The organism is Amphritea sp. GJ51-11 (assembly GCF_055808735.1).
The window spans coordinates 2,862,439-2,885,349 of sequence record NZ_CM147881.1 but is presented as its reverse complement, the minus strand read 5'-3'; the positions used below and the strand labels follow the sequence as shown (position 1 = coordinate 2,885,349).

18 protein-coding genes are annotated in these 22,911 nt (G+C 50.1%); 13 read left to right on the top strand and 5 right to left on the bottom strand.

The genetic code is table 11. The features are described 5' to 3' along the window. Window positions 1-395: 395 nt before the first annotated feature. The 8 genes from AC0L4K_RS12910 to AC0L4K_RS12875 all read left to right on the top strand — a co-directional run bounded on the left by AC0L4K_RS12910 (window position 396) and on the right by AC0L4K_RS12875 (window position 10,920). Window positions 396-1,373 carry a dipeptidase gene (locus AC0L4K_RS12910; RefSeq protein WP_473266518.1) on the top strand — a complete coding sequence of 326 codons (978 nt, stop codon included), beginning with the start codon at window positions 396-398 and terminating at the stop codon, window positions 1,371-1,373. Window positions 1,374-1,491: 118 nt separating this feature from the next. Further along, a complete protein-coding gene (locus tag AC0L4K_RS12905; protein ID WP_417224138.1) occupies window positions 1,492-2,022 on the top strand; it encodes a DUF5943 domain-containing protein in 531 nt (176 codons plus the stop codon). Between the two features lie 164 nt (window positions 2,023-2,186). Next, window positions 2,187-4,250, top strand: a complete 2,064-nt coding sequence (gene dgcA / locus AC0L4K_RS12900; protein WP_473266517.1) for a dimethylglycine demethylation protein DgcA — start codon at window positions 2,187-2,189, stop codon at window positions 4,248-4,250. Between the two features lie 208 nt (window positions 4,251-4,458). Next, window positions 4,459-6,420, top strand: coding sequence for a (Fe-S)-binding protein (locus tag AC0L4K_RS12895; RefSeq protein WP_473266515.1), 1,962 nt, complete (start codon window positions 4,459-4,461; stop codon window positions 6,418-6,420). Beyond that, entirely contained in the window at window positions 6,420-7,682 is a 1,263-nt protein-coding gene (etfA, locus tag AC0L4K_RS12890; RefSeq protein WP_473266512.1) for an electron transfer flavoprotein subunit alpha, read from the top strand. The genes AC0L4K_RS12895 and etfA overlap by 1 nt, the downstream gene beginning before the upstream one ends. Then, a complete protein-coding gene (gene etfB, locus AC0L4K_RS12885) occupies window positions 7,672-8,469 on the top strand; it encodes an electron transfer flavoprotein subunit beta (RefSeq protein ID WP_473266510.1) in 798 nt (265 codons plus the stop codon). The genes etfA and etfB overlap by 11 nt, the downstream gene beginning before the upstream one ends. A gap of 519 nt (window positions 8,470-8,988) precedes the next feature. Then, a complete protein-coding gene (locus tag AC0L4K_RS12880) occupies window positions 8,989-10,563 on the top strand; it encodes a BCCT family transporter (RefSeq protein WP_473266508.1) in 1,575 nt (524 codons plus the stop codon). Between the two features lie 114 nt (window positions 10,564-10,677). Then, complete coding sequence (locus AC0L4K_RS12875; RefSeq protein WP_473266506.1) at window positions 10,678-10,920, top strand: hypothetical protein; 243 nt, start codon at window positions 10,678-10,680, stop codon at window positions 10,918-10,920. Between the two features lie 20 nt (window positions 10,921-10,940). Here AC0L4K_RS12875 and AC0L4K_RS12870 read toward each other — a convergent pair whose 3' ends face one another. After that, the gene (locus tag AC0L4K_RS12870) at window positions 10,941-11,537 is read right to left on the bottom strand and encodes a TetR/AcrR family transcriptional regulator (RefSeq protein WP_473266504.1); all 597 of its coding nucleotides are present in this window, start codon (window positions 11,535-11,537) and stop codon (window positions 10,941-10,943) included. Window positions 11,538-11,692: 155 nt separating this feature from the next. Between AC0L4K_RS12870 and AC0L4K_RS12865 the strand changes: the two genes are divergently transcribed. Continuing rightward, complete coding sequence (locus AC0L4K_RS12865) at window positions 11,693-12,754, top strand: MBL fold metallo-hydrolase (RefSeq protein WP_473266502.1); 1,062 nt, start codon at window positions 11,693-11,695, stop codon at window positions 12,752-12,754. A gap of 100 nt (window positions 12,755-12,854) precedes the next feature. Here AC0L4K_RS12865 and AC0L4K_RS12860 read toward each other — a convergent pair whose 3' ends face one another. Next, on the bottom strand, window positions 12,855-14,129 hold the full coding sequence (locus AC0L4K_RS12860; protein ID WP_473266500.1) for an aromatic ring-hydroxylating oxygenase subunit alpha: 1,275 nt from the start codon (window positions 14,127-14,129) through the stop codon (window positions 12,855-12,857). Window positions 14,130-14,516: 387 nt separating this feature from the next. Between AC0L4K_RS12860 and AC0L4K_RS12855 the strand changes: the two genes are divergently transcribed. The 3 genes from AC0L4K_RS12855 to AC0L4K_RS12845 all read left to right on the top strand — a co-directional run bounded on the left by AC0L4K_RS12855 (window position 14,517) and on the right by AC0L4K_RS12845 (window position 18,424). Continuing rightward, window positions 14,517-15,644, top strand: coding sequence for an FAD-binding oxidoreductase (locus AC0L4K_RS12855; RefSeq protein ID WP_473266498.1), 1,128 nt, complete (start codon window positions 14,517-14,519; stop codon window positions 15,642-15,644). 150 nt (window positions 15,645-15,794) lie between these two features. After that, window positions 15,795-17,708: a putative nucleotidyltransferase substrate binding domain-containing protein gene (locus tag AC0L4K_RS12850; RefSeq protein ID WP_473266496.1), complete on the top strand. Its 1,914-nt coding sequence runs from the start codon at window positions 15,795-15,797 to the stop codon at window positions 17,706-17,708. 8 nt (window positions 17,709-17,716) lie between these two features. Next, window positions 17,717-18,424, top strand: a complete 708-nt coding sequence (locus AC0L4K_RS12845; RefSeq protein WP_473266495.1) for a 3'-5' exonuclease — start codon at window positions 17,717-17,719, stop codon at window positions 18,422-18,424. Between the two features lie 135 nt (window positions 18,425-18,559). On the opposite strand, the gene fdhA is transcribed toward AC0L4K_RS12845, so the two are convergent. Beyond that, the gene (gene fdhA / locus AC0L4K_RS12840; protein ID WP_417224115.1) at window positions 18,560-19,759 is read right to left on the bottom strand and encodes a formaldehyde dehydrogenase, glutathione-independent; all 1,200 of its coding nucleotides are present in this window, start codon (window positions 19,757-19,759) and stop codon (window positions 18,560-18,562) included. A gap of 517 nt (window positions 19,760-20,276) precedes the next feature. Here fdhA and gbdR point away from each other — a divergent pair. Continuing rightward, window positions 20,277-21,392, top strand: a complete 1,116-nt coding sequence (gene gbdR / locus AC0L4K_RS12835; protein ID WP_417224113.1) for a choline metabolism transcriptional regulator GbdR — start codon at window positions 20,277-20,279, stop codon at window positions 21,390-21,392. Between the two features lie 401 nt (window positions 21,393-21,793). Here the strand turns inward: gbdR and AC0L4K_RS12830 are convergent, their stop codons facing one another. Continuing rightward, window positions 21,794-22,015 (bottom strand): formate dehydrogenase subunit delta, encoded by a 222-nt coding sequence (locus AC0L4K_RS12830; protein ID WP_473266493.1) that lies wholly within the window; start codon window positions 22,013-22,015, stop codon window positions 21,794-21,796. A gap of 2 nt (window positions 22,016-22,017) precedes the next feature. Beyond that, a complete protein-coding gene (gene fdhD, locus AC0L4K_RS12825) occupies window positions 22,018-22,911 on the bottom strand; it encodes a formate dehydrogenase accessory sulfurtransferase FdhD (RefSeq protein ID WP_473266491.1) in 894 nt (297 codons plus the stop codon).

Sequence of the window (22,911 nt, the reverse complement as noted above, 5' to 3'; positions counted from 1 at the left end):
AAAATCTCAGATGCTCATGTGTAAAATAACCTTTCTTGCTTCTGATCGCTAAATACATGCCCATTGTATAGCTTAGCGGGCGTTACGTTGATCTGGCATCGAAGACTTGTTCAGCAAAGCCTGAAATGTCGATACCGTTTAGTGCAAGTAGTGCAAGCGATCGTCGGCTTTTAGGTTAAGTGAGCTTAACTTTTTTAGTTTACCTTTGAGCTTCTGCGGACAATCTTACCCTCCCCCGTCGCTTTTAGTAGCGTGTAAGTCGTTTCCAGCCCCTTTTGATTCTTCATGAAAAACTACACTGATCCTAATGATGAAAGGCCGCCAAAGGTCTTTTTACCTGAGGGCCTGAGCTTGATGTGCCGGGGCCTTAACTCTGATTCATAAGGATATCGACAATGAATGCAGCTGATCTACACAAAGACGCCATTGTTATCGACGGTTTGATCTGCGCCAAATGGGAGCGCGCACTGTTTGAAGATATGGCCAAAGGCGGCCTAACGGCGGCGAACTGTACCGTGGCCTTCTGGGAAAACTTTGAAGGCACCGTACAAAATATCGTTGAGATGAATAACCTGATCGAAGAGAGCAGTGATCTGCTGATCAAGGTGCGCACCACCGAAGATATCAAACGCGCCAAGCGGGAAGGTAAAACCGGTGTGATGATGGGCTTTCAGAATGCCAATCCGTTTCAAGATCAGATCGGCTACGTTAAGGCGTTTAAAGATCTAGGCGTGGGCATTGTACAGATGTGCTACAACACCCAGAACCTCGTTGGCACCGGCTGCTATGAGCGTGATGGTGGTTTGTCCGGTTTCGGTCGAGAGATCGTCGCTGAGATGAATAAGCATGGTTTACTGTGTGATCTATCCCACGTTGGCCCGAATACCGCAAAAGAGGTGATCGACGAATCCAAGCAACGTGTTTGTTACTCCCACTGCCTACCATCGGGTTTGAAAGAACACCCGCGCAATCGTAGCGATGAAGAGCTGAAGTATATTGCGGATAAAGGCGGTTTTGTCGGCGTCACCATGTTTACCCCCTTCCTGAAGGCGGGTGTTAACGCCACTATCGATGATTACGTCGAAGCGATTCAATATGTGTACAACATCGTTGGTGAAGATGCGATCGGTATCGGCACTGACTTCACTCAAGGCCACGGCCACGATTTCTTTGAGTACCTAACCCACGATAAAGGTTATGCCCGTCGTTTGACTCGCTTTGGCGAAATCGTCAACCCGAAGGGTATTCGTACGGTCGGAGAGTTTCCTAATCTGACTGAAGCGCTGTTACGCCACGGTTTCTCTGAAACCCAAGTACGCAAGATTATGGGTGAGAACTGGGTAACCCTGCTGAAAGATGTTTGGGGCGAGTAATTGTAGCCAAGATTAGTTACCGGCTGACCTTACCCAATCGACACCATTATTAGACTTTTCAGCCGATTTGATCGGCTGAGATAAACAGAATTGATAGAGAGTTTTGAGGTAGAGAATCATGAGTGGACACGCACCCGAAATGCCAATTGTTGTTGATGATGAAACCGGCGTATGGACCACCGACGCACTGCCGATGCTATATGTGCCGCGTCACTTCTTCGTTAACAACCATATGGGTATAGAAGAGGAGATCGGCGCCGAACGTTATGCCGATATTCTTTATAAAGCCGGCTACAAATCAGCTTATTACTGGTGTGAAAAGGAGGCCGAAGAGCATGGTCTCGAAGGTGCGGATATTTGGCATCACTATCTGAAGCGTTTGTCTCAGCGGGGGTGGGGATTCTTTATCACTGAAGCGCTGGATGTTGAAGCGGGCACGGCCACCGTTCGGTTGGAAAACTCTTGCTTCGTTTATCAGTACGGTCAGGTGAATCGTAAGGTGGACTATATGTTTACCGGTTGGTTTGCCGGTGCGCTGGACCAGGTTGCCGAGAGTTTAGGCTATCCGGTTCGCACGCAATCTGAACAAACACAGTGCGCTGCCGAAGAGGGTTGCGAGGTGGGTTATTTTGAGGTCAAACCGCTGTAGCTAACGGTTAATAACAAGATCGGCTCGGTGCAACAGATCTCACCGAGTTGAGCGGCCTTTGCACTGCTTTTTATAACAATGATTATGCCTAGCATAAGGGATCGATTAGTCCGCCAATGGGCTAGTTGAGCCTTCCTAATTAATGGTAATCGGGGTGAGATATCATGTCCCAGTTTGATGTTCTGTTTGAGCCTTTAAAGATTAATAATCTGACTATTCGTAACCGTATTGTCAGTACGGCTCACGCCGAGGTGTATGCGACCGACGGCGGTATGACCACGGATCGCTACGTTAAATACTATGAGGAAAAAGCCCAGGGTGGCTGTGGCCTCTGTATCTGCGGTGGTTCCAGTGTGGTGTCCATCGACAGTCCACAAAGCTGGTGGAGTTCGGTTAACCTATCGACAGATCGGATTATCCCACATTTCCAGAATCTAGCTGACGCGGTGCATAAGCACGGCGGTAAGATCATGATTCAGATTAGCCATATGGGTCGCCGTTCCCGTTGGGATGGTGAAAACTGGCCCAACCTGATGTCGCCTTCTGGTATTCGTGAGCCGGTTCACCGTGCCACCTGCAAAGTGATTGAAGAAGAAGAGATTTGGCGGGTGGTGGGTGATTTCGCTCAGGCAGCACGTCGCGCTAAAGAGGGTGGCCTAGACGGTGTTGAACTGTCTGCCGTACACCAACACCTCATCGATCAATTCTGGTCACCACGGGTTAACAAACGTACCGACCGATGGGGCGGCAGCTTTGAAAACCGTATGCGTTTCGGTATGGAAGTGCTCAAAGCGGTGCGGGCCGAAGTAGGGCGTGATTTTGTCGTGGGCATGCGTATCACCGGTGATGAATTCCATCCCGACGGCTTGAACCATGAGGATATGAAAGAGATAGCCGTCTATTACAATGCGACTGGCGAGCTGGATTTCTTCGGCGTGGTCGGCTCCGGTTGTGATACGCACAATACCTTGGCCAATGTTATCCCAAATATGAGTTATCCACCGGAGCCGTTTTTACATCTGGCCGCCGGTATTAAAGAAGTCGTTGATGTGCCGGTGATCCATGCCCAGAACATTAAAGACCCAAATCAGGCGAAACGTATTATTGAAGCCGGTTATGTCGATTTTGTCGGTATGACCCGGGCGCATATTGCCGATCCGCATATTATCGCCAAAATCAAAAACGATCAGGTGGATCAGATCCGTCAGTGTGTCGGTGCTAACTACTGTATCGACCGTCAATATCAGGGCCTCGATGTGCTCTGTATCCAGAACGCGGCAACGTCCCGTGAATATATGGGCTTGCCACATATTATCGAGAAAACCACTGGGCCGATTCGTAAGGTCGTCGTGGTCGGTGGTGGGCCAGGTGGATTGGAGTCTGCTCGGGTTGCGGCGGAACGGGGCCATGAGGTTATTCTGCTGGAAAAAGCTGACGAACTCGGCGGACAAATTACCCTAGCGGCTAAAGCACCGCAGCGGGATCAAATTGCCGGTATTACCCGTTGGTTAGGAATGGAGCTTGAGCGTCTCGGTGTGGATGTCCGTTTAGGCACGGCCGCCAATGAAGCGCTGATTAATGAGCTAAAGCCGGATGTTTGCGTTCTCGCGACAGGCGGTCGGCCATTTATCGATCAGAACCCTGAATGGGGTGCTGCAGAGGGCTTGGTTGTGTCTAGCTGGGATATTCTTAGTGGCAAGGTTGAACCGGGTAAGAACGTGTTGATCTACGATACTATCTGCGAATTTTCGGGTCTGTCGGCGGCGGATTACCTGTCGGCTAAAGGCTCGTTAGTAGAGATTGTCACCGATGATATTAAGCCCGGTGTCGGTATTGGCGGTACCACCTTCCCCACGTACTACCGTTCTTTGTATGAGAAAGAGGTGATTATGACCTCAGATTTCTTGCTGGAAAAAGTCTATCGCGAAGGGGATAGCTTAGTGGCGGTGTTGGAGAACGAATACACCGGTCAGCGTGAAGAACGTGTGGTCGATCAGGTGGTAGTTGAAAACGGTACTCGCCCGAATGAAGAGCTGTATTACGACCTGAAAGAGGCGTCTCGCAACAAGGGGCAGATCAATAATGAGGCGCTGTTTGATATCAAACCGCAACCGGTATTGAGTGAATCTGGCGACGGCATGATTCTGTGGCGCTTAGGTGATTGTGTGTCGCAGCGTAACGTTCATGCGGCGATGTATGATGCCTTGAGATTGTGCAAGGACTTGTAATCCGTTTGAGCTATTGCGTTTGTAATCGCTGTGTTAAAGGTCGGTGGCTGCTTAGATAGCAGGGCTATGCTCAGCTCCGCCGCCGACGTTTACCTTGCTCTTACTGCGCTCATGACGCTTATCAACGTTACGGTTTCAGTTCGAAAAAACGGGTATGTCAGATTATGAGAGTAGTCATTGCTCTCCGCCTGAGTTACGAGGGTGAAGTATGAGTTTCGAATGGTTAAATCCTTTATTGATTGCAACGGCACTGCTGCTGGCAGTGATCGGTGCTGTACGTCGGGTTAAGTTATGGCGTGCGGGTCAGCCAGATCAGATTGATCTGATGGCGGGCTTGATGGCGATGCCTGGACGTTACCTGCATGATCTGCATGATATTGTCGAACGTGACAAATACATGTCTAAAACCCATGCGGCCACGGGCGGCGGTTTTGTCTTGTCGGCATTGTTGATCATGCTGGTACATCTGCTAGGTGTCGATAGCCAGCTATTGGCATGGGCGTTGCTGGCCTCGCTGACGTTGATGTTTGTCGGCGCGCTGTTTGTCTTTAAACGTCGTTTGAATCCGCCTAGTCGGATCTCCAAAGGTCCGTGGATGCGTCTACCGAAAAGCTTGCTGGCCTTTGCCGGTGGGTTCTTTGTGTTGACGCTACCGGCGGCCGGTGTGCTGTCTGATGGTTTTATGGCACAGACCAGTGGGGTTCTATTAACGCTGGTGCTGACGGCGCTGATTATTTGGGGCATGGGCGAGCTGTTTTTTGGCATGACCTGGGGTGGTCCGATGAAGCACGCCTTTGCTGGGGCGTTACATTTGGCATTCCATCGGCGGCAAGAAAGGTTTGGTGGTGGTCGTTCAACGGGTTTGAAACCGGTAGATCTATCGCTGGCCACTGAGGTTGGTGGTGTGTTGGGTGTCGCTAAACCGACCGATTTTAAATGGAATCAATTGCTCGGCTTTGATGCCTGCGTGCAGTGCGGTAAGTGCGAAGCGGTCTGTCCTGCTTTTGCCGCCGGTCAGCCATTGAATCCGAAGAAACTGATTCAAGATATGGTGGTTGGCCTAGCGGGTGGCAGCGATGCGAAGTATGCCGGTAGTCCCTATCCTGGGAAAGAGGTAGGTCATGCCCAAGGTGGGCCGGATCAGATCATTACGGAAGGCTTATTAGACCCAGAAACACTTTGGTCTTGTACTACCTGTCGTGCCTGTGTGGAAGAGTGTCCGATGATGATCGAGCACGTCGATGCCATTGTTGATATGCGCCGCTTCCTAACGATGGAAAAGGGCAGCACTCCCAACAAGGGCGCTGAAGTGCTGGATAACATTATTGCCACGGATAACCCGAACGGTTATGCACCCGCGAGTCGGACACACTGGGCGGCGGATCAAAACTTGCCATTGATGAAAGAGGTACGTGAAGCTGAGGTGTTGTTTTGGGTGTCCGATGGTGCTTTCGATATGCGCAGCCAGCGTATTCTGCGGGCCTTCGTGAAATTGCTGAAAGCAGCGAAGGTTGATTTTGCGGTACTCGGAGATGAAGAACTCGATAGCGGCGATGTTGCTCGTCGCTTGGGTGATGATGCGACTTTCCAAAATCTGGCGAAGCGTAACCTAGCGGTACTCTCTCAATATAAGTTCAGCAAAATTGTTACCACCGATCCGCACGCCTTTCACTGCTTACGCAATGAATATAACGATTTCGGCTCGGATGCATTAGAGGGGGTTGAGGTGTTCCACCATACGACCTTCCTGAATTCATTGGTGCAACAGGGGCGTTTACAGTTAGATCCATTCATCGGTGGCAAAGTGACCTATCACGATCCCTGTTATCTGGGACGCTATAACGGTGAATATGAAGCGCCCCGTGAACTGCTGCGTTCGATGGGTATTGAAATCGCGGAGATGGAGCGTTCCGGTTTCCGTTCCCGCTGTTGTGGCGGCGGCGGTGGCGCACCGGTGACGGATATCCCGGGTGATCGTCGTATTGCCGATATGCGGATGGAAGATGTGAATGAGACAGGTGCCGAGCTTGTCGCGGTAGGCTGTCAACAGTGCACAGCGATGCTCGAAGGGGTGGTTGAACCGCGTCCGCAGGTGAAAGATATTGCTGAGATCCTAGTGGATCAGTTGGTTGATCCTGCTGCCAACGGCTTAGCTAAGGAGGTGCACTGATGTCCAATCATAATTTGTTAGATATCGTGCGACGTGACCCTCGTGCAGAATGGATTGCCCGTAACCGGTTACATCCGTTACATGGCACGCTGGTGAGTGATGATGCCGCTGAGGTACGTGGACCAAGTGGTTTATTGCGTAAAAACCCTCATCGTGTCGGCTTTATTGGGCCGAACGGTATTAAGCGTATCGATCGCCTGAAAGGTAATGCCGCGGCCTCTGGTAAAGGACGACGCAGTGCTTCCCAAGAGGTTCAGCTGCCGTTACACCGGGTTGAAAACCCTGATTTCTATATCGTTGTTGTGGCGGATATGGTGGGCGGCCGGCTCACGGGCCATGATAAAGATGTGCTTGGCCAAGCACATAAATTGACCGCAGGCATTGAAGGTGCCGGCGCAGTATTAACCGTCGGCTTTGGGGCCTCGAAAGAGGAACATTTCGATACCGCCGGTGTGGATCGACTGTTACTGCTCGATGACGATATTTATGAGGGATATTGCCCAGAGCAGCGTCTTGCGGCACTGCTACAGGTCGAAAACGAGTATCAGCCGCGCCACTGGTTATTTCCCGATAGTGTCAATGGTGGCACTGATCTGGGGTCTCGTTTGGCGGCGCGACTTTATGAACGCCCAGCAGTACAGGCGTGGCAGGTGGATCATCAAACAGCGGTGTGTCGTGGTGCTGGTGGCACGATGGATATTACCCGTGCCACGCCACGGTTACTGATGTTAGCTGAGGAGTGTGCGGATCAGATCGATGAAACTCGACATGAAGCCCTGCCGGTGACATTGACGTCAAGGCCGTTAGTAATGTCGCAGTTGCACGATCAAGGGCCCGTGGCTGTTGATCCTAATGCGGTTGCATTAGCTGAGGCTGAATTTATTCTGTCGGCCGGTAATGGCATCCATGACTGGGATCAGTTTCATGCGGCGGCGGCGGTGTTGGGTGCGACAGAAGGTGCCAGCCGAGTGGCGGTGGATGATGGCTTTATGCCACGTTTCCGCCAAGTCGGCGCGACCGGTACTTGGGTGACCGCGCGGGTTTATCTGGCGGTGGGTATCTCCGGTGCGATTCAACATATGCAGGGTATCGGGCAGTGCGATAAGGTCATTGCGATCAATACCGATGCCGGCTGCGATATGGTTAAACGCGCGTCGCTCAGTGCTATCGGTGATAGTGAAGAGATTCTAGGTGAACTGATAAAGCGGGTGCAGGCGTTTCGTGCACAGCCATCGATAGAGGGAGATCAGGATGCAGCCTAATTCATCACAACAGCTAAAAATTGTCACCTTAGTGTCGGTGGGAAAACATCCACAGTCGGGTCGGGTGCGGCGTGCTGATCAAGACAGTCGAGCGGTCGAATTAGGCCTGCGACTATCGGCGGATCATGCCGATGGATTGGTGGTGCTGCATGCCGGTGATCCCAACGAGCCAAGTTTGAGAAGTTATGCTGGCATGGGGCTGACCGCGATTAATGTTTTACAGCTTGATCCGGTGGCGGATGCGGTCGCGCCTTTAGGGGAACAGCTACAGCAGTCCGATGTGGATATTGTCCTGACCGGCGTGCGTGCCGAAAGCGGTGAAGGCTCGGGTATGCTGCCATATCAATTGGCAGAAAAACTCGGTTGGCCTATTGTCCCTCGCGTCGCGGATATTGTCTCTGTTAAAGAGGGCGTCGCCGAAGTATTACAGGCGTTACCTCGGGGCCAGCGCCGTGCGGTCAAGGTGCGACTCCCCTTTATTGCTAGCATTGATACGGCCGCACCGATGGCACGTCAAAGCGCTTTCGGTCCGGCTCAACGAGCGGCAATGACGGTCACGGTTGTCGATGCTGAAACCGATACGTTACGTCAATCGTGGCATGAAGCGGTGGCCAAAAAACGGCCTAAACGATTGAAGGTGATTAAGGCTAAAACGGCAGCTGAACGATTTAAAGCGGCGACGGCTAAGTCTCAATCTGAAGGGGGCCGGATAATGAAGCAGGAATCCGCCGGTGAACAAGCGCAGGCTATTGTTGATCTGTTAATAGAAGAGGGTGTGTTACGTTAATCCTCGTGATGCTATCAGCAGTCAATAAGCGGTTAAATGTCGTTAATACGTTAAAAAATGCCGCTAAATGAGGAGTGTCTTGAGAACGACTTTTATATGATGAGGATGCTTCATTATTGGTGATTTTTTACCGCCGCCTGACCCAAAATCGAATCTGTAATTAAATTTGATCATCAGGTTATTGTTCACCACTTCGAGGGTTCACGGCTTCGAAGTGGTTTTTTTTGCTTTTCATCATTATTCACCCCCTTTTTCCGTTAGTATAACGCGCTGTCGAAAACAGGCATTTTGTCGTTTTTTCTGTCGTAACGAGTCAGTTGTCAATCGGCCAATACTCGTAATATCGATGCAACCTGCGATCTCTTTTTCGTTGAAGGTAATAACTGTCTTCTTAATCTGAGATTGATCCAGGCACTGTTGCGTGAGGTTGCTGAGTATGGAACCTGTTGGCTCTGATGGTTTACTGGTAATTCTGCACCCTGTTTGACAGTTCTATAAAAAAGAATCTGGAGTAATTCTATGAACCATAAAGTTCAAAGCGGTCCGAAATCAGCGGAATACACCTCTGATTATAAGGCCGGTCAGGATAACGTTCAGGTGTTGGGAATGGATATCCACAACCCCGTGTTTACCACCAGCGCGTTGGCTATTATTGTGTTTATTGTGCTAACCCTGGTTTTCCCTGCTGATGCGAAAGAGATGCTTGAAGGCGCACGTACTTGGTCAACAGAAACCTTCGACTGGTTATTTATGATCGGTGGTAATGTGTTTGTGTTGTTTTGCTTACTGATGATTGTGCTGCCCGTGGGCCGTATTCGTTTGGGTGGCGATGATGCCAAACCCGATTTTAACCGCATGTCATGGTTCTCTATGCTCTTTGCTGCGGGTATGGGCATTGGTTTGATGTTTTGGAGTGTTGCCGAGCCGGTGGCTTACTATACCGATTGGTGGGGCACACCGTTAAATGCGGTACCGAATACACCTGAAGGTGCTGCGGCTGCGATGGGCGCAACCCTGTTTCATTGGGGTCTACACCCTTGGGCGATCTATGGTGTTGTCGCACTGGCCTTGGCTTTCTTTACCTACAATAAAGGTTTACCACTGACGATCCGCTCTGCTTTCTATCCCATCTTGGGAGAGCGCGTATGGGGACCTATCGGCCATGTTATCGATATAGTGGCGGTGCTGGCAACGATCTTTGGTCTGGCTACTTCACTGGGGTTGGGCGCGTCTCAAGCCTCTGCCGGTCTGCATTTTCTGTTTGGGGTCGATAACGATATCACCACGCAGATTATTATCATTGCCGCGGTTTCAGGGATTGCCATTCTCTCGGTTATTCGTGGTTTGGAAGGCGGCGTAAAAGTATTGAGTAATATCAATATGGGGATCGCCGGCGTGCTGTTGCTGTTTGTGATTCTCGCCGGGTCACTGACCGGGTTCTTTAGCAACTTGGTCATGACGGTCACCAACTATGCTACGGATATTGTACCGTTGAGTAACTGGGTTGGCCGCGAAGATGACAAGTTCTATAACGGTTGGACTGTCTTCTACTGGGCTTGGTGGGTTTCTTGGTCTCCTTTTGTCGGTATGTTTATCGCGCGGGTTTCTAGAGGCCGTACAGTACGTGAGTTTATGATCGCTGTGCTGTTGATTCCAACGATTGTATCCGCCATCTGGATGGCTGCGTTTGGCGCACTGGCGTTGGATCAAGTACAAAGTGGTACGGGTGCTTTGGCGAACGGCTTGACCGATGTGTCACTGGCGATGTTCCAGATGTTGGAAAACCTGCCGTTTACGGCGATTACTTCAGCCTTGGCAATTATTCTGGTGTTGGTATTCTTTATCACTTCATCGGACTCCGGTTCACTGGTGATCGATTCGATCACCGCCGGTGGTAAAGTGGATGCCCCCGTACCGCAACGGATTTTCTGGGCGGTATTACAGGGTTTGATTGCCGCAGTACTACTGTATGGCGGTGGTGCTGAAGCGCTCAAAGCTTTGCAAGCCGGTGCTGTGACCACAGGGTTACCGTTTACGGCGATTCTGTTATTGATGTGTTTTAGTATTTACAAAGGTTTAAAAACCGAGCTCTAAGACGGTTTTTGTTAGCCTGTTTTAATGTTTTAAAAAGCTGGCGATGTGCCAGCTTTTTTTGTTTTAATCGCGTGCTATAAACCTTTTTAAATCGAGTTTAACGGGAGATATCCTATGATGATTACCGAATTGATCGACCAAGATGATTATCGTGACTGGTTGATGCAGGTAGGCATTCCCTTACCGGCAGAGATCGATTCACCGGCCGAATGTAGCGAGGTGGCGTTGCGCTGGCTTGAGGCTCAGAATGATGGGATACGTGCCGAGTTTAGAGCAGCATTTACTGAGTTTAATGCGAAGCGTCCGATTATGTTGCCGGTGGTGCAAGAGGCCTTGTGCTTACTTGAAAGCGCTTAGGGCTTGCTGAGCGTAGTGAATTAACACTGATAAAAATTGAGAAACATACTCACCGAGTCATCAATAATTTTTTGACACTGCTGCGCTTCGGGTAATGGCTGGTTCATCAGTAGTTGAGGCCAGAAGGTGACGCTCTTGATTAACCCCATAAACTGCTCTGAGGCATAGTGGGGGTCGACCTCTTTTAACCGATTATCTGCAATCGCCGCGCTAATCCAGCTTTCTAATCCCAACTCCTGTTGTTGAAATTTCTGCAGTGCATCTTGTACTAATGTTGGCGAGTGGATGCATTCAGAAAAAATAACCCGAACAAGGTTGTTCATATGCGGATCGTTAAACAGTTTGATTTTACGTTCCGCAATGGTGCTGAGCTGCTGTTTGAGTGACTGGTCGGCATAGTAGCGATAGTCCTGCTGTTCGGCACTGAGTTCAAATAGTTGCTGAACCATCACCTGAAACAACGCCTCTTTATTCTCAAAGTGGTTGTAGACCGTTCGCTTGGATACCTTTGCTCGCAATGAAATAGCATCCATGCTGCTGCCTTGAAAGCCTTTTTCCTGGAATTCACTGATGGCGGCGGCAAGAATGGCCGCTTGTTTACGTTCGCGTTGATTCATCGATAGCTACTTAAAAGAGTGATAGATGAGTGATGATATTTTAAATATTACACTAAGTAGTTTACTTTTAAAGATATAAATATAAACTACACCGTATAGTTTACTTTTGGTGCCGAGTTATGCGCGGGCTTGTGTTAGTTCTTATTGGAGGAATCATGATGGCGGGTATTAGTTGTTCATTGAGTCAGTCGAAGCGGAGCTACCCTGATTCAGCTCAGTTTGAGACAGGGCGTTTTCATAATCTGACCCCCATTCGCCAAGACGGTGTGATGCAAGTGGCTAAAATTGCTTGGCGTTTTATGACTGAGAAACATGCCGAAGCGACCCCATCGACCGAGATGCCGATCGTGCCCATCGATTCTCAGTCGTTATTGCAGGAATACGCCGACACGGTTATCTACCGCTTAGGTCACTCAACACTACTACTAGCAGTGCAGGGGAAGTATTGGCTCATTGATCCGGTTTTTTCAAGGCGGGCATCTCCGGTGAATTGGGCCGGGCCAAAACGATTCCATGAAACGCCGATCACGATTGCGGAGCTACCACCCTTGGCTGGGGTGTTGATCTCCCACGATCATTATGATCATTTGGATAAAGAGAGTATTCGCCAGTTGGCTGGCAAGGCAGATTATTTTGTTGTTCCCTTAGGGTTGGCAGACTACCTGACTCGCTGGGGAGTAACCACTGAAAAAGTCACCGAACTGGATTGGTGGCAATCGGTGCAGTTAGGTGCGGTACAGTTAACCGCAACGCCTGCACAGCATTTTTCTGGCCGAGGGCTTAATGATCGCGATAAAACGCTATGGGCATCTTGGGTGATCAAAACGCCGCAGCACAATCTCTTTTTCAGTGGCGATAGTGGCTATTTTGCCGGCTTCAAGGCGATCGGTGATCGCTTCGGTCCCTTTGATCTGACGATGATTGAAAACGGGGCCTACAATGAGCTTTGGTCCGAGGTACACATGACGCCGGAGGAAAGTCTGCAAGCCCATAAAGATTTGCAGGGCAAGGTGATGATGCCGGTGCATAACGGCACTTTTGATTTGGCTATGCATGCTTGGTATGAACCTTTGGAGCGCATAAGCGAACTGGCGTGGAATGCTTCAGTTGCGTTAGCCGTGCCTAAAATTGGTGAACGGATGGTGGTGGGTGAGCTGCATACGTTTGCCTATTGGTGGGCGCCGATGATGGCGGTAGAGTCAGCCTATGCTAAGTGAGCCAAGTAAACAGGTTTACGACACGATTAAGATCAGAATACCCGCAAACAATGCGGGTATTCTTTTTTATCATTAACGTAAAGGCTGAGTGTAAGCCCACTTAACGCTGCTTTAAATTGCTCTGCACGGTGTCGCTATACCATTCCATAAAGTTAACAATGCCAAACTCGTAGGTTTCTGAGTATGGGCCTGGCTGATAGCCGATAGAGTTAATACCGCGCTGGTTTTCTTCCCCCAGAATACGGTCTTGATCGTTGGTCGCATCCCACACCTGCCGGAGACGTTCTGGATCGTAATCAACCCCTTCTACGGCATCTTTATGGACAAACCACTTAGTGGTCACAATCGATTCCTGAGCCGAGATCGGCAAGACGCGGAATACAATAAAGTGATCGGACTGCATATGGTTCCAAGAGTTCGGTAGATGCAGAATACGCATGGAGCCAAGCTGGGGGTTTTTAATGCGCCCTAGAAGTTTGTTACAGGCGGCTTCGCCATCTAAGGTCATCACTTGGGTGCCTTTTTTCAGAGGCATACGCACAATACGGTTGCGCAGACCGGGGCCGAAACTGCGGTGTTCGTGGGGAATACCTTCGGCATCCCATCGGGCAGCTTGCTCTTTGCAGTGATCGATAAACTCTTGTGAGGCACGGGGGTCATTGGTGTCATCCCATTCGAGCAGGGTGTTCAGTAGCTCAGGGTGGTTGCCGACACAGTGATAGCATTCACGGTTATTTTCTAGCACCAGCTTCCAGTTGGCTTGTTCATACATGTTAGATTCCACCGCTAGTTTGGTGTTTTCCACATCATAAGGGGCCATATATTCTTCAAGGGTGGCTAAAAAATCATCGAAGTCGCCTTCGGGCTCGTCTTTTCCTAAGCAAACAAAGATAAAGCCACCGGCGGTTTTACAGAAGGCTTTTTTCAGGCCGTGTTCTTTGTTGTCAAAGCTTTCATTCATTTCGGTACCGGCAAACAGCAGGTTACCTTTTAGGTCGTAGGTCCATTGGTGGTAAGGGCACACAAGGTTAGCGACTTTGCCCCGGTGTTCGGTGCAGATGCGTGATCCACGATGGCGACAGGTGTTATGAAAGGCGTTGATGCTGCCGTCAGCATCGCGGATAACCAGCACCGGATTTTGTGCAACCTCCACCGTCAAGTAGTCCCCACGGGACGGGATTTCGCTGGTCATGCCAACGAACAGCCACTCTTTCTGGAACACCTCTTCCACATCAATCCGGAACATCAGCGGATCGTTATACAATGGTTGGGCTAGTGAGTAGTTTGCCGGCCGTGCTTCAAGTAGATTCGCCATTTCCTCACGCGCTTCATGGATCGTCGCGCAGGTTGTATTGAGTAGGTCATTTTGGTTCATCAGTTGGATCTTCCTTCAAAGCACTCTGTGCTGCTTAAATAGTTGATCAGGATTAACCCTGACCGGAGTAGAGGTATTGCATGGAGTCATCTTCTACCTAGCTGTGTTTCCGAGGTTGACTATTCGCGACAGGATTCAGTACCTTTTTCGACCTATTGCAGGCGCTGTTGTGCCGCTAGCGTTAGCTTTGTCATGGATATGGTCGCATTAAGCAATTAAGTGTCGTTTATGGTTAATAGCGCGAGGCAGTGTCGGCAGACAATGCAATGAATGAATATGAAATGATGAGTCACTGTTTCTGTCACCGCCGTGTAATGGCATTAGGGGGCAAGCAGTTGAGTCAGTAACTGAACCGATGCATTACCGCGCACTGATGAGAGATACACCATGACGACTACCATTCCTGCTACCGTTGGTTCCGAGAGTTTTATTCCGGTTAATACCCAAACCTGGGTTAATGGTCGACACAATGTCCGTTGTGTCAAAGTGATTCAAGAAACTTGGGATGTGCGCACCTTCTGTTTTATGTCTGAACAGCCAGTGATGTACTTCTTTAAACCGGGCCAGTTTGTCACCCTAGAGCTGGAGATTAACGGTGAGATGGTGATGCGTTCCTATACCATTTCTAGCTCACCCTCGGTGCCCTATAGCTTTTCGATTACGGTGAAAAGAGACCCGAACGGTTTGGTTTCAAGTTGGCTGCATGACAACATGAAAGAAGGTGATGAGCTGGCGGTGCATGGCCCGGTCGGCTTATTTAACTGTATTGATTTTCCGGCTAAAAAAGTATTACTGCTCTCCGGTGGCGTGGGTATCACACCGATGATGTCGATGGCGCGCTGGTGGTTTGATACCAATGCCGATGTGGATATCACCTTTGTTCATAGCGCTCGTACCCCGCAAGATATCATCTACCCTAGGGAGTTGGATCATATGTCTTCCCGGGTGGGTAACTTTGGTCTGCATCTGATTTGCGAGAAAATTGAAAGCGGTCAGGCGTGGCATGGTTATCGGGGTTATCTCGATCAGACGAAACTCGATATTATCGCCTCTGATTTTATGGAGCGTGAAGTGTTCTGTTGTGGCCCGGCACCCTATATGAATGCGGTTAAAACACTGCTGCAGAATAATAACTTTGATATGTCCCATTATCATGAGGAGTCGTTTGGTGCGACGCCGGTTGAGGTGGAAGAAGATGCGATTGAAAATGCGGAAATCGCTCAGGAAGAAGCCGATGCGCTGACTCAGGCGGATATGTTGCGAGTTGAGTTTGCTGGGAAAGGTAAGAGTATTCAGATCGCACCGGGTGAAACGCTACACGCCGCCGCCTCTAAGCTAGATCTGCTGATTCCGAAAGCCTGTGGTATGGGGATCTGTGGTACCTGTAAAGTGCTGATCAAAGCCGGTGAAACCAATATGGAGCACAACGGTGGTATTACCGAGGAGGATGTTGCCGCAGGCTATGTATTGTCCTGTTGTAGCGTGCCGGTGACCGATGTTGTGATTGATTACTAAGCGCTGCGTACGCCGATAAAATCGCCTGTAATCGCCGTCTAAATAAGCTCTGTCAACGTAACTGACAGGGTCTTGTTTAGGGGCCGTTATGGGCGATTTTTTTGTTTTTTACGCTCATAATAGTGCCATCAGACATAAACGGAATGACCGATGCAGGCAGAACAGGTTGAGATTGCAGGATTTCTGAAACAATATCCCCCCTTTGATGAGTTACCGGAAGCGGAGGTGGATGAAATCGCCTGTCAGGTGGAGATCAGCTATTTTCGTGCGGGTACCGATATCTACCTCTTTGGTGATGAAATCCATGAGCTGAGTGTTATACGCAGCGGGGCGGTAGAGATCTATCGTCGCAATGGAGACCTCTATAATCGGCTGAGTGAGGGCGAGGTGTTTGGTCAGTTAAGCTTGCTGATGAGTCAGAAGGTTCGCTTACCGGCGCGGACGATCGAAGATTCGCTGATCTACTTTATCCCCGAAGCGCTGTTTATGTCACTGTGTGAACGTTACGATTCCTTCGCTTATTTTGTTGAGGTGGATGATAACCTGCTGCATCAGGCGGTGTCTGATAAGCAGGAAAAAAGTGATCTGATGGTGTCTAAAGTGACTACCCTGATTTCACGCACCCCGGTAATGGCCGATACCTCGGCGACAATACGCCAAGCGGCGCAGAAGATGACCGAAGCGGGGGTTTCTTCGCTGCTGATTATGCACTCTCCCGAGAACCTGTTAAACCGACCGGTGTCGCCTGACGGTGATGAGTTGAGTGATACCTCTGACCGACTGCTTGCCGGTATTATTACCGATCGGGATCTACGTACCCGAGTGGTTGCACCGGGACTGGATCTGGATTCTCCGGTGACGGAGGTGATGACCACTGAACCGGTCAGCCTTGATGTCGATGCCTATGCTTTTGAGGCGATGCTGACCATGTTGCGTTATAACCTGCATCATTTGCCCATTCTCGAGGATGATTATCCGGTGGGGGTGTTAGCGACCTCGGATATTATCCGTTACGAATCCCAGAGTAGCCTGTATATGGTTAGCACCATTATGCGTCAAACCAGTATTGATGAGCTGGCGGAACTACAACCGCAGATCAACGCTTGTTTTGTCCGCATGGTGGCCGAGGGTGCTAACTCTCATATGATCGGCAGCGCGATGTCGGTGATTGGGCGCACCTTTAAACAGCGTCTGCTTGAGTTAGGAGAGGCCGAGCTGGGGGCTGCACCACTGCCTTACTGTTTTCTTGCCTTGGGCTCGATGGCGAGGGATGAACAATTAGTGGTGACCGATCAGGACAATGCTTTGATTTTGGATAACCGCTATCAGCCAGAGCAACATGGTGAATATTTTGCTCAGCTAGCCAAGTTTGTCAGTGATGGGCTGGATCGCTGCGGCTATGTGTACTGTACCGGTAATATTATGGCAACCAATTCAACATGGCGTAAAACCCGCAAAGAGTGGCAGCAAACCTTTACCGACTGGATCGAGAACCCATCCCCGGATGCATTGTTGAACTGTTCAATCTTCTTTGATCTGGACGGTGTCTGGGGCAAAGTGGACTGGGCCGCCCAGCTGAATAGTTTTGTGGCGCATAAAGCGCAGCGTTCGCCTAAGTTTTTAGCCAGCTTGGCCCGTAATGCGCTGAATCGCACCCCGCCATTGGGCTTTTTTAAAGACTTCGTGATGGAGAAGGATGGGCAGCACGGTAATGCGATCAATCTCAAGCGTCGAGGAACGGCGCCACTGTCGGATCTCATCCGCGTGCATGCGTTAGCGGTTGGCTCCAAAGTACAAAACTCTTTTGAGCGCCTCAATGATGTCTCTGAAGCGGGCATTCTACCGCCGGGCCGGGCCGCTGATTTGCGCGATGCGTTAGAATTTATTTCGATGGTGCGTATTCGTCATCAGGCGGCAGATGTGGAAGCGGGTCGAGAGCCTTCTAACAGTATTAAACCGGAAACGCTGACGGATTTTGATCGGCGTAATCTGAAAGAGGCTTTCAAGGTATTGAGTAATAGCCAGCGCTTTCTTAAATTCCGTTATCCCTTTGCGGGCCGTTAGGGGTGTCTATGATCGGTAGTCATAGCGTCAATTGGCCGGTGCTGTTTCGGCAGCGGGCGGAAAAAGCCACTGATGAGCGGTTAAAGCATTTCTATCAGCAGGGTGTCGTTGGCGCGGATACACCATTGGTGGATGTCCCCTTTGTGGCGTTGGATTTTGAAACCACGGGGCTAGACGCCAAAAAGAACGAGATCATCAGTATTGGTTTAGTACCTTTTGATTTGCATCGGATACGGTTGCGAGAAAGCCGCTATTGGTTGCTTAAACCGAATGAAGGGCTGACCGAAACCTCTGTGCCTTTTCATGGTATTACCCACTCGCAGTTGTCTGCGGCACCGGATTTAAACCTGATATTAGAAGCGGTATTAGACGAGATTGCTGGCAAAATTGTGGTGGTACACTACCGCAATATCGAACGAGAGTTCCTCGATAGCGCGATTAAAAAACGCTTAGGGGAGGGGATCATCTTTCCAATGATCGATACGATGGAGCTAGAAGCGATGCTGTATCGTCGCGGTATCTTGAATCGATTGAAACGCTTGATCGGTTGGCGGCTAGAATCGATTCGCTTAGGCGATAGTCGGTTGCGTTATCACCTGCCACACTATGGTCAACACCATGCGCTGACCGATGCCATTGCCACGGCAGAGTTGCTGCAAGCACAGGTGCTGCACCGTTACAGTGAGGCGACACAGTTGAGTGAATTGTGGATCTGATTGATTAACGACTTAAGAATAATTGAAGGGTTTAGTGGGCGATAGGGTGACGGGTGAGCAATCGTTAAATAAGAGAAAACCACCAGGTGATCTGGTGGTTTTTATGATTAAGCTGCTAGCTAATCATTAGCCTCATTAAGCGGCAACACTTCCGTGTGGATCGATAACAAATTTCTTCGCGGCTCCACCATCAAAATCGGCATAGCCTTCAGGTGCTTGATCGAGTGAAATCATCTGCACATTAACCGCTTTAGCGATATCCACTTTATCAAACAGGATCGCCTGCATCAGTGGTCGATGATATTTCATCACCGGGCACTGACCGGTATGGAACGAATGGGATTTCGCCCAGCCTAAGCCAAAGCGCATACTCAGCGCACCCTGTTTAGCCGCATCATCGATGGCGCCAGGATCTTCTGTTACATACAGACCAGGAATACCAATTGCGCCCCCAGCACGGGTCATCTGCATCGCCGAGTTAAGCACGGTCGCTGGCGCTTCTGCACCATGGTTACAACCACAGGCATGGGCTTCAAAACCTACGCAATCGACAAAGGCATCGACTTCACGTTCGCCGAGAATCACTTCCAGCTTATCGGCCATATCGCCATCTTGACGCAGATCGATGGTCTCACAGCCAAAACTGCGCGCTTGCTGCAAACGTTCATCAACCATATCACCGACTATCACACAGGCGGCACCTAATAACTGCGCAGATACGGCGGCAGCCAAACCAACTGGGCCGGCACCGGCGATATAGACAGTGGAACCTGGGCCAACGCCCGCTGTGACACAGCCATGGAAGCCGGTAGGGAAGATATCGGATAGTAGAGTCAGATCGCGGATCTTCTCCATCGCCTGATCAGAATCGGGGAACTTCAGTAGATTGAAGTCAGCATAGGGCACCATCACATATTCTGCTTGACCACCGACCCAGCCGCCCATATCCACATAGCCGTAAGCAGCACCTGGACGGGCAGGGTTAACGTTGAGACAGATGCCGGTATTGCCTTCTTTGCAGTTGCGGCAACGGCCACAGGCGATATTAAAGGGAACTGAAACGATATCACCGGGCTTGAGGAATTCGACATCGTTGCCGCATTCGATAATTTGTCCGGTGATCTCATGACCGAGCACCAAACCGGCTTCAGCAGTCGTACGGCCTCGCACCATATGTTGATCGGAACCACAGATATTGGTGGTGAGTACCCGCAAGATAACGCCGTGGTTGCACTTACGCTTACCCAAAGAGAGTTCTGGAAAGGCGATCTCTTCAATCGCAACTTCGCCCGCACCTTTATAAACAACACCACGGTTGGCATGATTGCTACACATGGTCACACTCCTGTTATTTTTGTATTCGTCTCACCCGGTAATGGGTGTCAGGACATAGTAGGCTTGTGGTTAGGGTGGTGACTGCCTAGCACCGCGCAGGAATTGATCATAACCGACATAATTCAGCTTATTGAACGCTGATATCCGGGTTTAAGTGACGCTAGCAAAGGGTACTACTTGGTAGGGCCTAAGGACGCGCGTGCAGGTGAAGAGGCAAGACAAAAAAGCGCGTCGTTTACAGATAAATAAAAAACTCCTTAAGTCGTTTTTAGGTATTCTTCCTTTGATATAAATCAAATAATATTGATCCCATCGTTCGGTTAACAACATCAGACTTAGGTCATAAAAACGACTGAATAAAAACGATAAAAATGGTCTGTGAATTAACTCTCTGTGGGTTCGCTGGCCTCCCTTAAATGTCCAAAAAAATAAAAAATAACGTGAGTAATTAGCATCGGTGCGACGCTGCTTAGCTCTTTGCATCCAGTATTGATTATGCGTTAAAAGGGGCACTATCATGACATCTTCGACTGCGTTCGCGCCAATTAAAGACTACCAAAAAGTAACTAGGGTGGGATTCTTACTGCTGGATAACTTCACCATGATTGCGGTGGCATCGGCCATTGAACCACTGCGTATGGCGAACCAGTTGTCTGGCTTTGAGTTGTATAGCTGGCATATGATTTCAGAGACGGGTACGCCGGTGAGTGCCAGCGACGGTCTCAGCTTCGCCCCGGATTTCTCGGTTGCCGATATGCCGGAGTTGGATCTCATAATTGTCTGTGGTGGCGTGGATATCACCCGCAGCTTTACACCTAAACAGGTGAGCTGGTTACAGTTAATGAGCCGCCGTGGCGTCACGCTTGGCGGTATCTGTACCGGCGCTTATCTGCTAGCCCATGCCGGGCTGTTAGATGGTTATGACTGCAGCACCCACTGGGAATGCATGGCATCATTGCAAGAGCATTACCCTAAGGTGAACTGCAATAATCGGCTATTCACTATCGATCGTAATCGTATGACCTCATCCGGGGGAATTTCGCCCATGGATATGTTGTTACATATGGTGTCGTTGCAGCATGGGCCAAAGTTGTCCATGGCGGTTTCAGATATGTTTATCTGCGATCGTATTCGTAGCGAATTTGATCAACAACGGGTGCCTCTGCGTCAGCTACACAACGGTGGTGATAGCAAGCCGAAGCTGGTGGATGTGATAGAACTGATGGAAAATAATCTTGAAGAGCCGATAGGCTTGGATGAGCTAGCGGCTTTTGTCAGTGTTTCCCGGCGACAGTTGGAACGGATGTTCCTGAAATATCTTAACTGCTCGCCGTCCCGTTATTATCTCAAACTGCGCCTCGATCGAGCTCGGCAGCTATTAAAGCAATCGGGTATGCCCATTGTTGAGATATCCACCGCCTGTGGCTTTGTTTCAACGCCCCATTTCAGTCGTTGCTACCGTAAACATATCGGTATCTCGCCTAGGGATGAACGTAAGGGAGTATTACCAGTGTCAGCGCAGGGTGATAGCGAACCACAACACAGTGATGGTTTCTTTGCCAGTATGAAGCGCTCGGTGGCGGTGCTTAATTCGGCCCAGGCAGAGCCCAGTTTTGGTTCGGTGGCAATTTAAGGGTTTTATCCACAGGCTGTGTCCCGTGCCGATGATTCGTTTAAATGTATAAACGGCATCCATCGGCGCAGGGCACACCTCCTACATGATAGTGCCATACCTGTCGCGATTCATCTCGGTAGCGAGCACGCCCTTGTGCCGATAAACGCCGTAAATGAAAGCATCGGCGTGGGGGCATGTCTCCTACATGGTGCGGTCATACCTGTCGTGATTCTATCGAAGGATTGACTCACACAGGTCACTAAAACAGATCCGAACCTGAACGTGGTGCTTTATCGAATTAATCGCGCAGCGACACCAAGGAGGACTCGGTGTGGTAAACGGCTCGTTTGGTTGCTGTGGGTAAAAAAATGCCCAGCATCACTGCTGGGCATTTGGCTTTTTTGAACGACGGATTTCACTCAATGCTTCAGCATCAACACCGCTTGCTTGGCTATCGGCAGCAGCTCGCTACCATCCTGCTCTAGATATTCCCTTATCTGTGCTTTCATGGTGCGGGCCCAGAATTTGGTCATATGATCTGCGACCATAGCGGCTTCAGCATGATCATCGCCGATGTGGGTGTTATTGGCGGCGATCTGGTTGGCCATGCGGATAAGACTGGTGAGTTGATGATTTCCCATGTTTATAATTCCTCTGAACCATCGGATGGTTGCGCTGAATCGGTATTGACCGCCCGGTTATAAATAACGTGGCGGCCGGGACGGGCGAAGCCGATTAGGTTGAGTCCAGCTTGTTTTGCCAGTGTCAGGGCCAGTCCCGTGGGGGCGGATACGGCCACCAAGGTACTAACGCCACAGCTAGCGGCCTTGTGTACCATCTCATAACTGGCACGGCTGGAAACCAGCACAAAGCCTTCATTCAGGTTGGTTTTAGCCCGTTTAAGTGCGCCGATTAGCTTATCCAGCGCGTTATGTCGGCCAACATCTTCCCTCAATAGTTGAATATTGCCCTGCTGATCACACCATGCGGCCCCATGACAGGCACCCGTGAGCGCTTGCAAGGGTTGGTTTTTCTTCAGTTGCTGCAACCCCCGTTCAACCGCTGCGGCAGATGGGGCTGGCTGAATGGGCACCGCTTTGACCGGTCGAATGGCCTGTTGCAGTGATTCAGTGCCGCATAACCCACAGCCGGTACGACCGGTAAGATTACGACGGCGCTGTTTGAGTTGCATCGAGCGTTGAGTGGTAATCGATAATTGAACTTCGATTCCTGCGGCTAAGTTGTCCGGCTCAGCCATCACCAACTCCAGCCCGTAGATCTCATCGGCTGTTTTGATAATGCCTTCGCTGAGGCTAAAGCCCAACGCGAAGTCTTCGAGGTCGCAGGGGCTGGCCATCATTACCGCGTGGGAGATGCCGTTATAGACCATGGCCACAGGAATCTCATCGGCAATCTGATCTAACGCATCCAGCGTTTGACCCTCTTGCCAACGGTTAACCGCCGCTTGTGTATAACAGTCATCCAGTTTCAGCGTTAGGTTGTCGGATGTGGTTGTCTTGGGCTGCTTCAAGGCCAT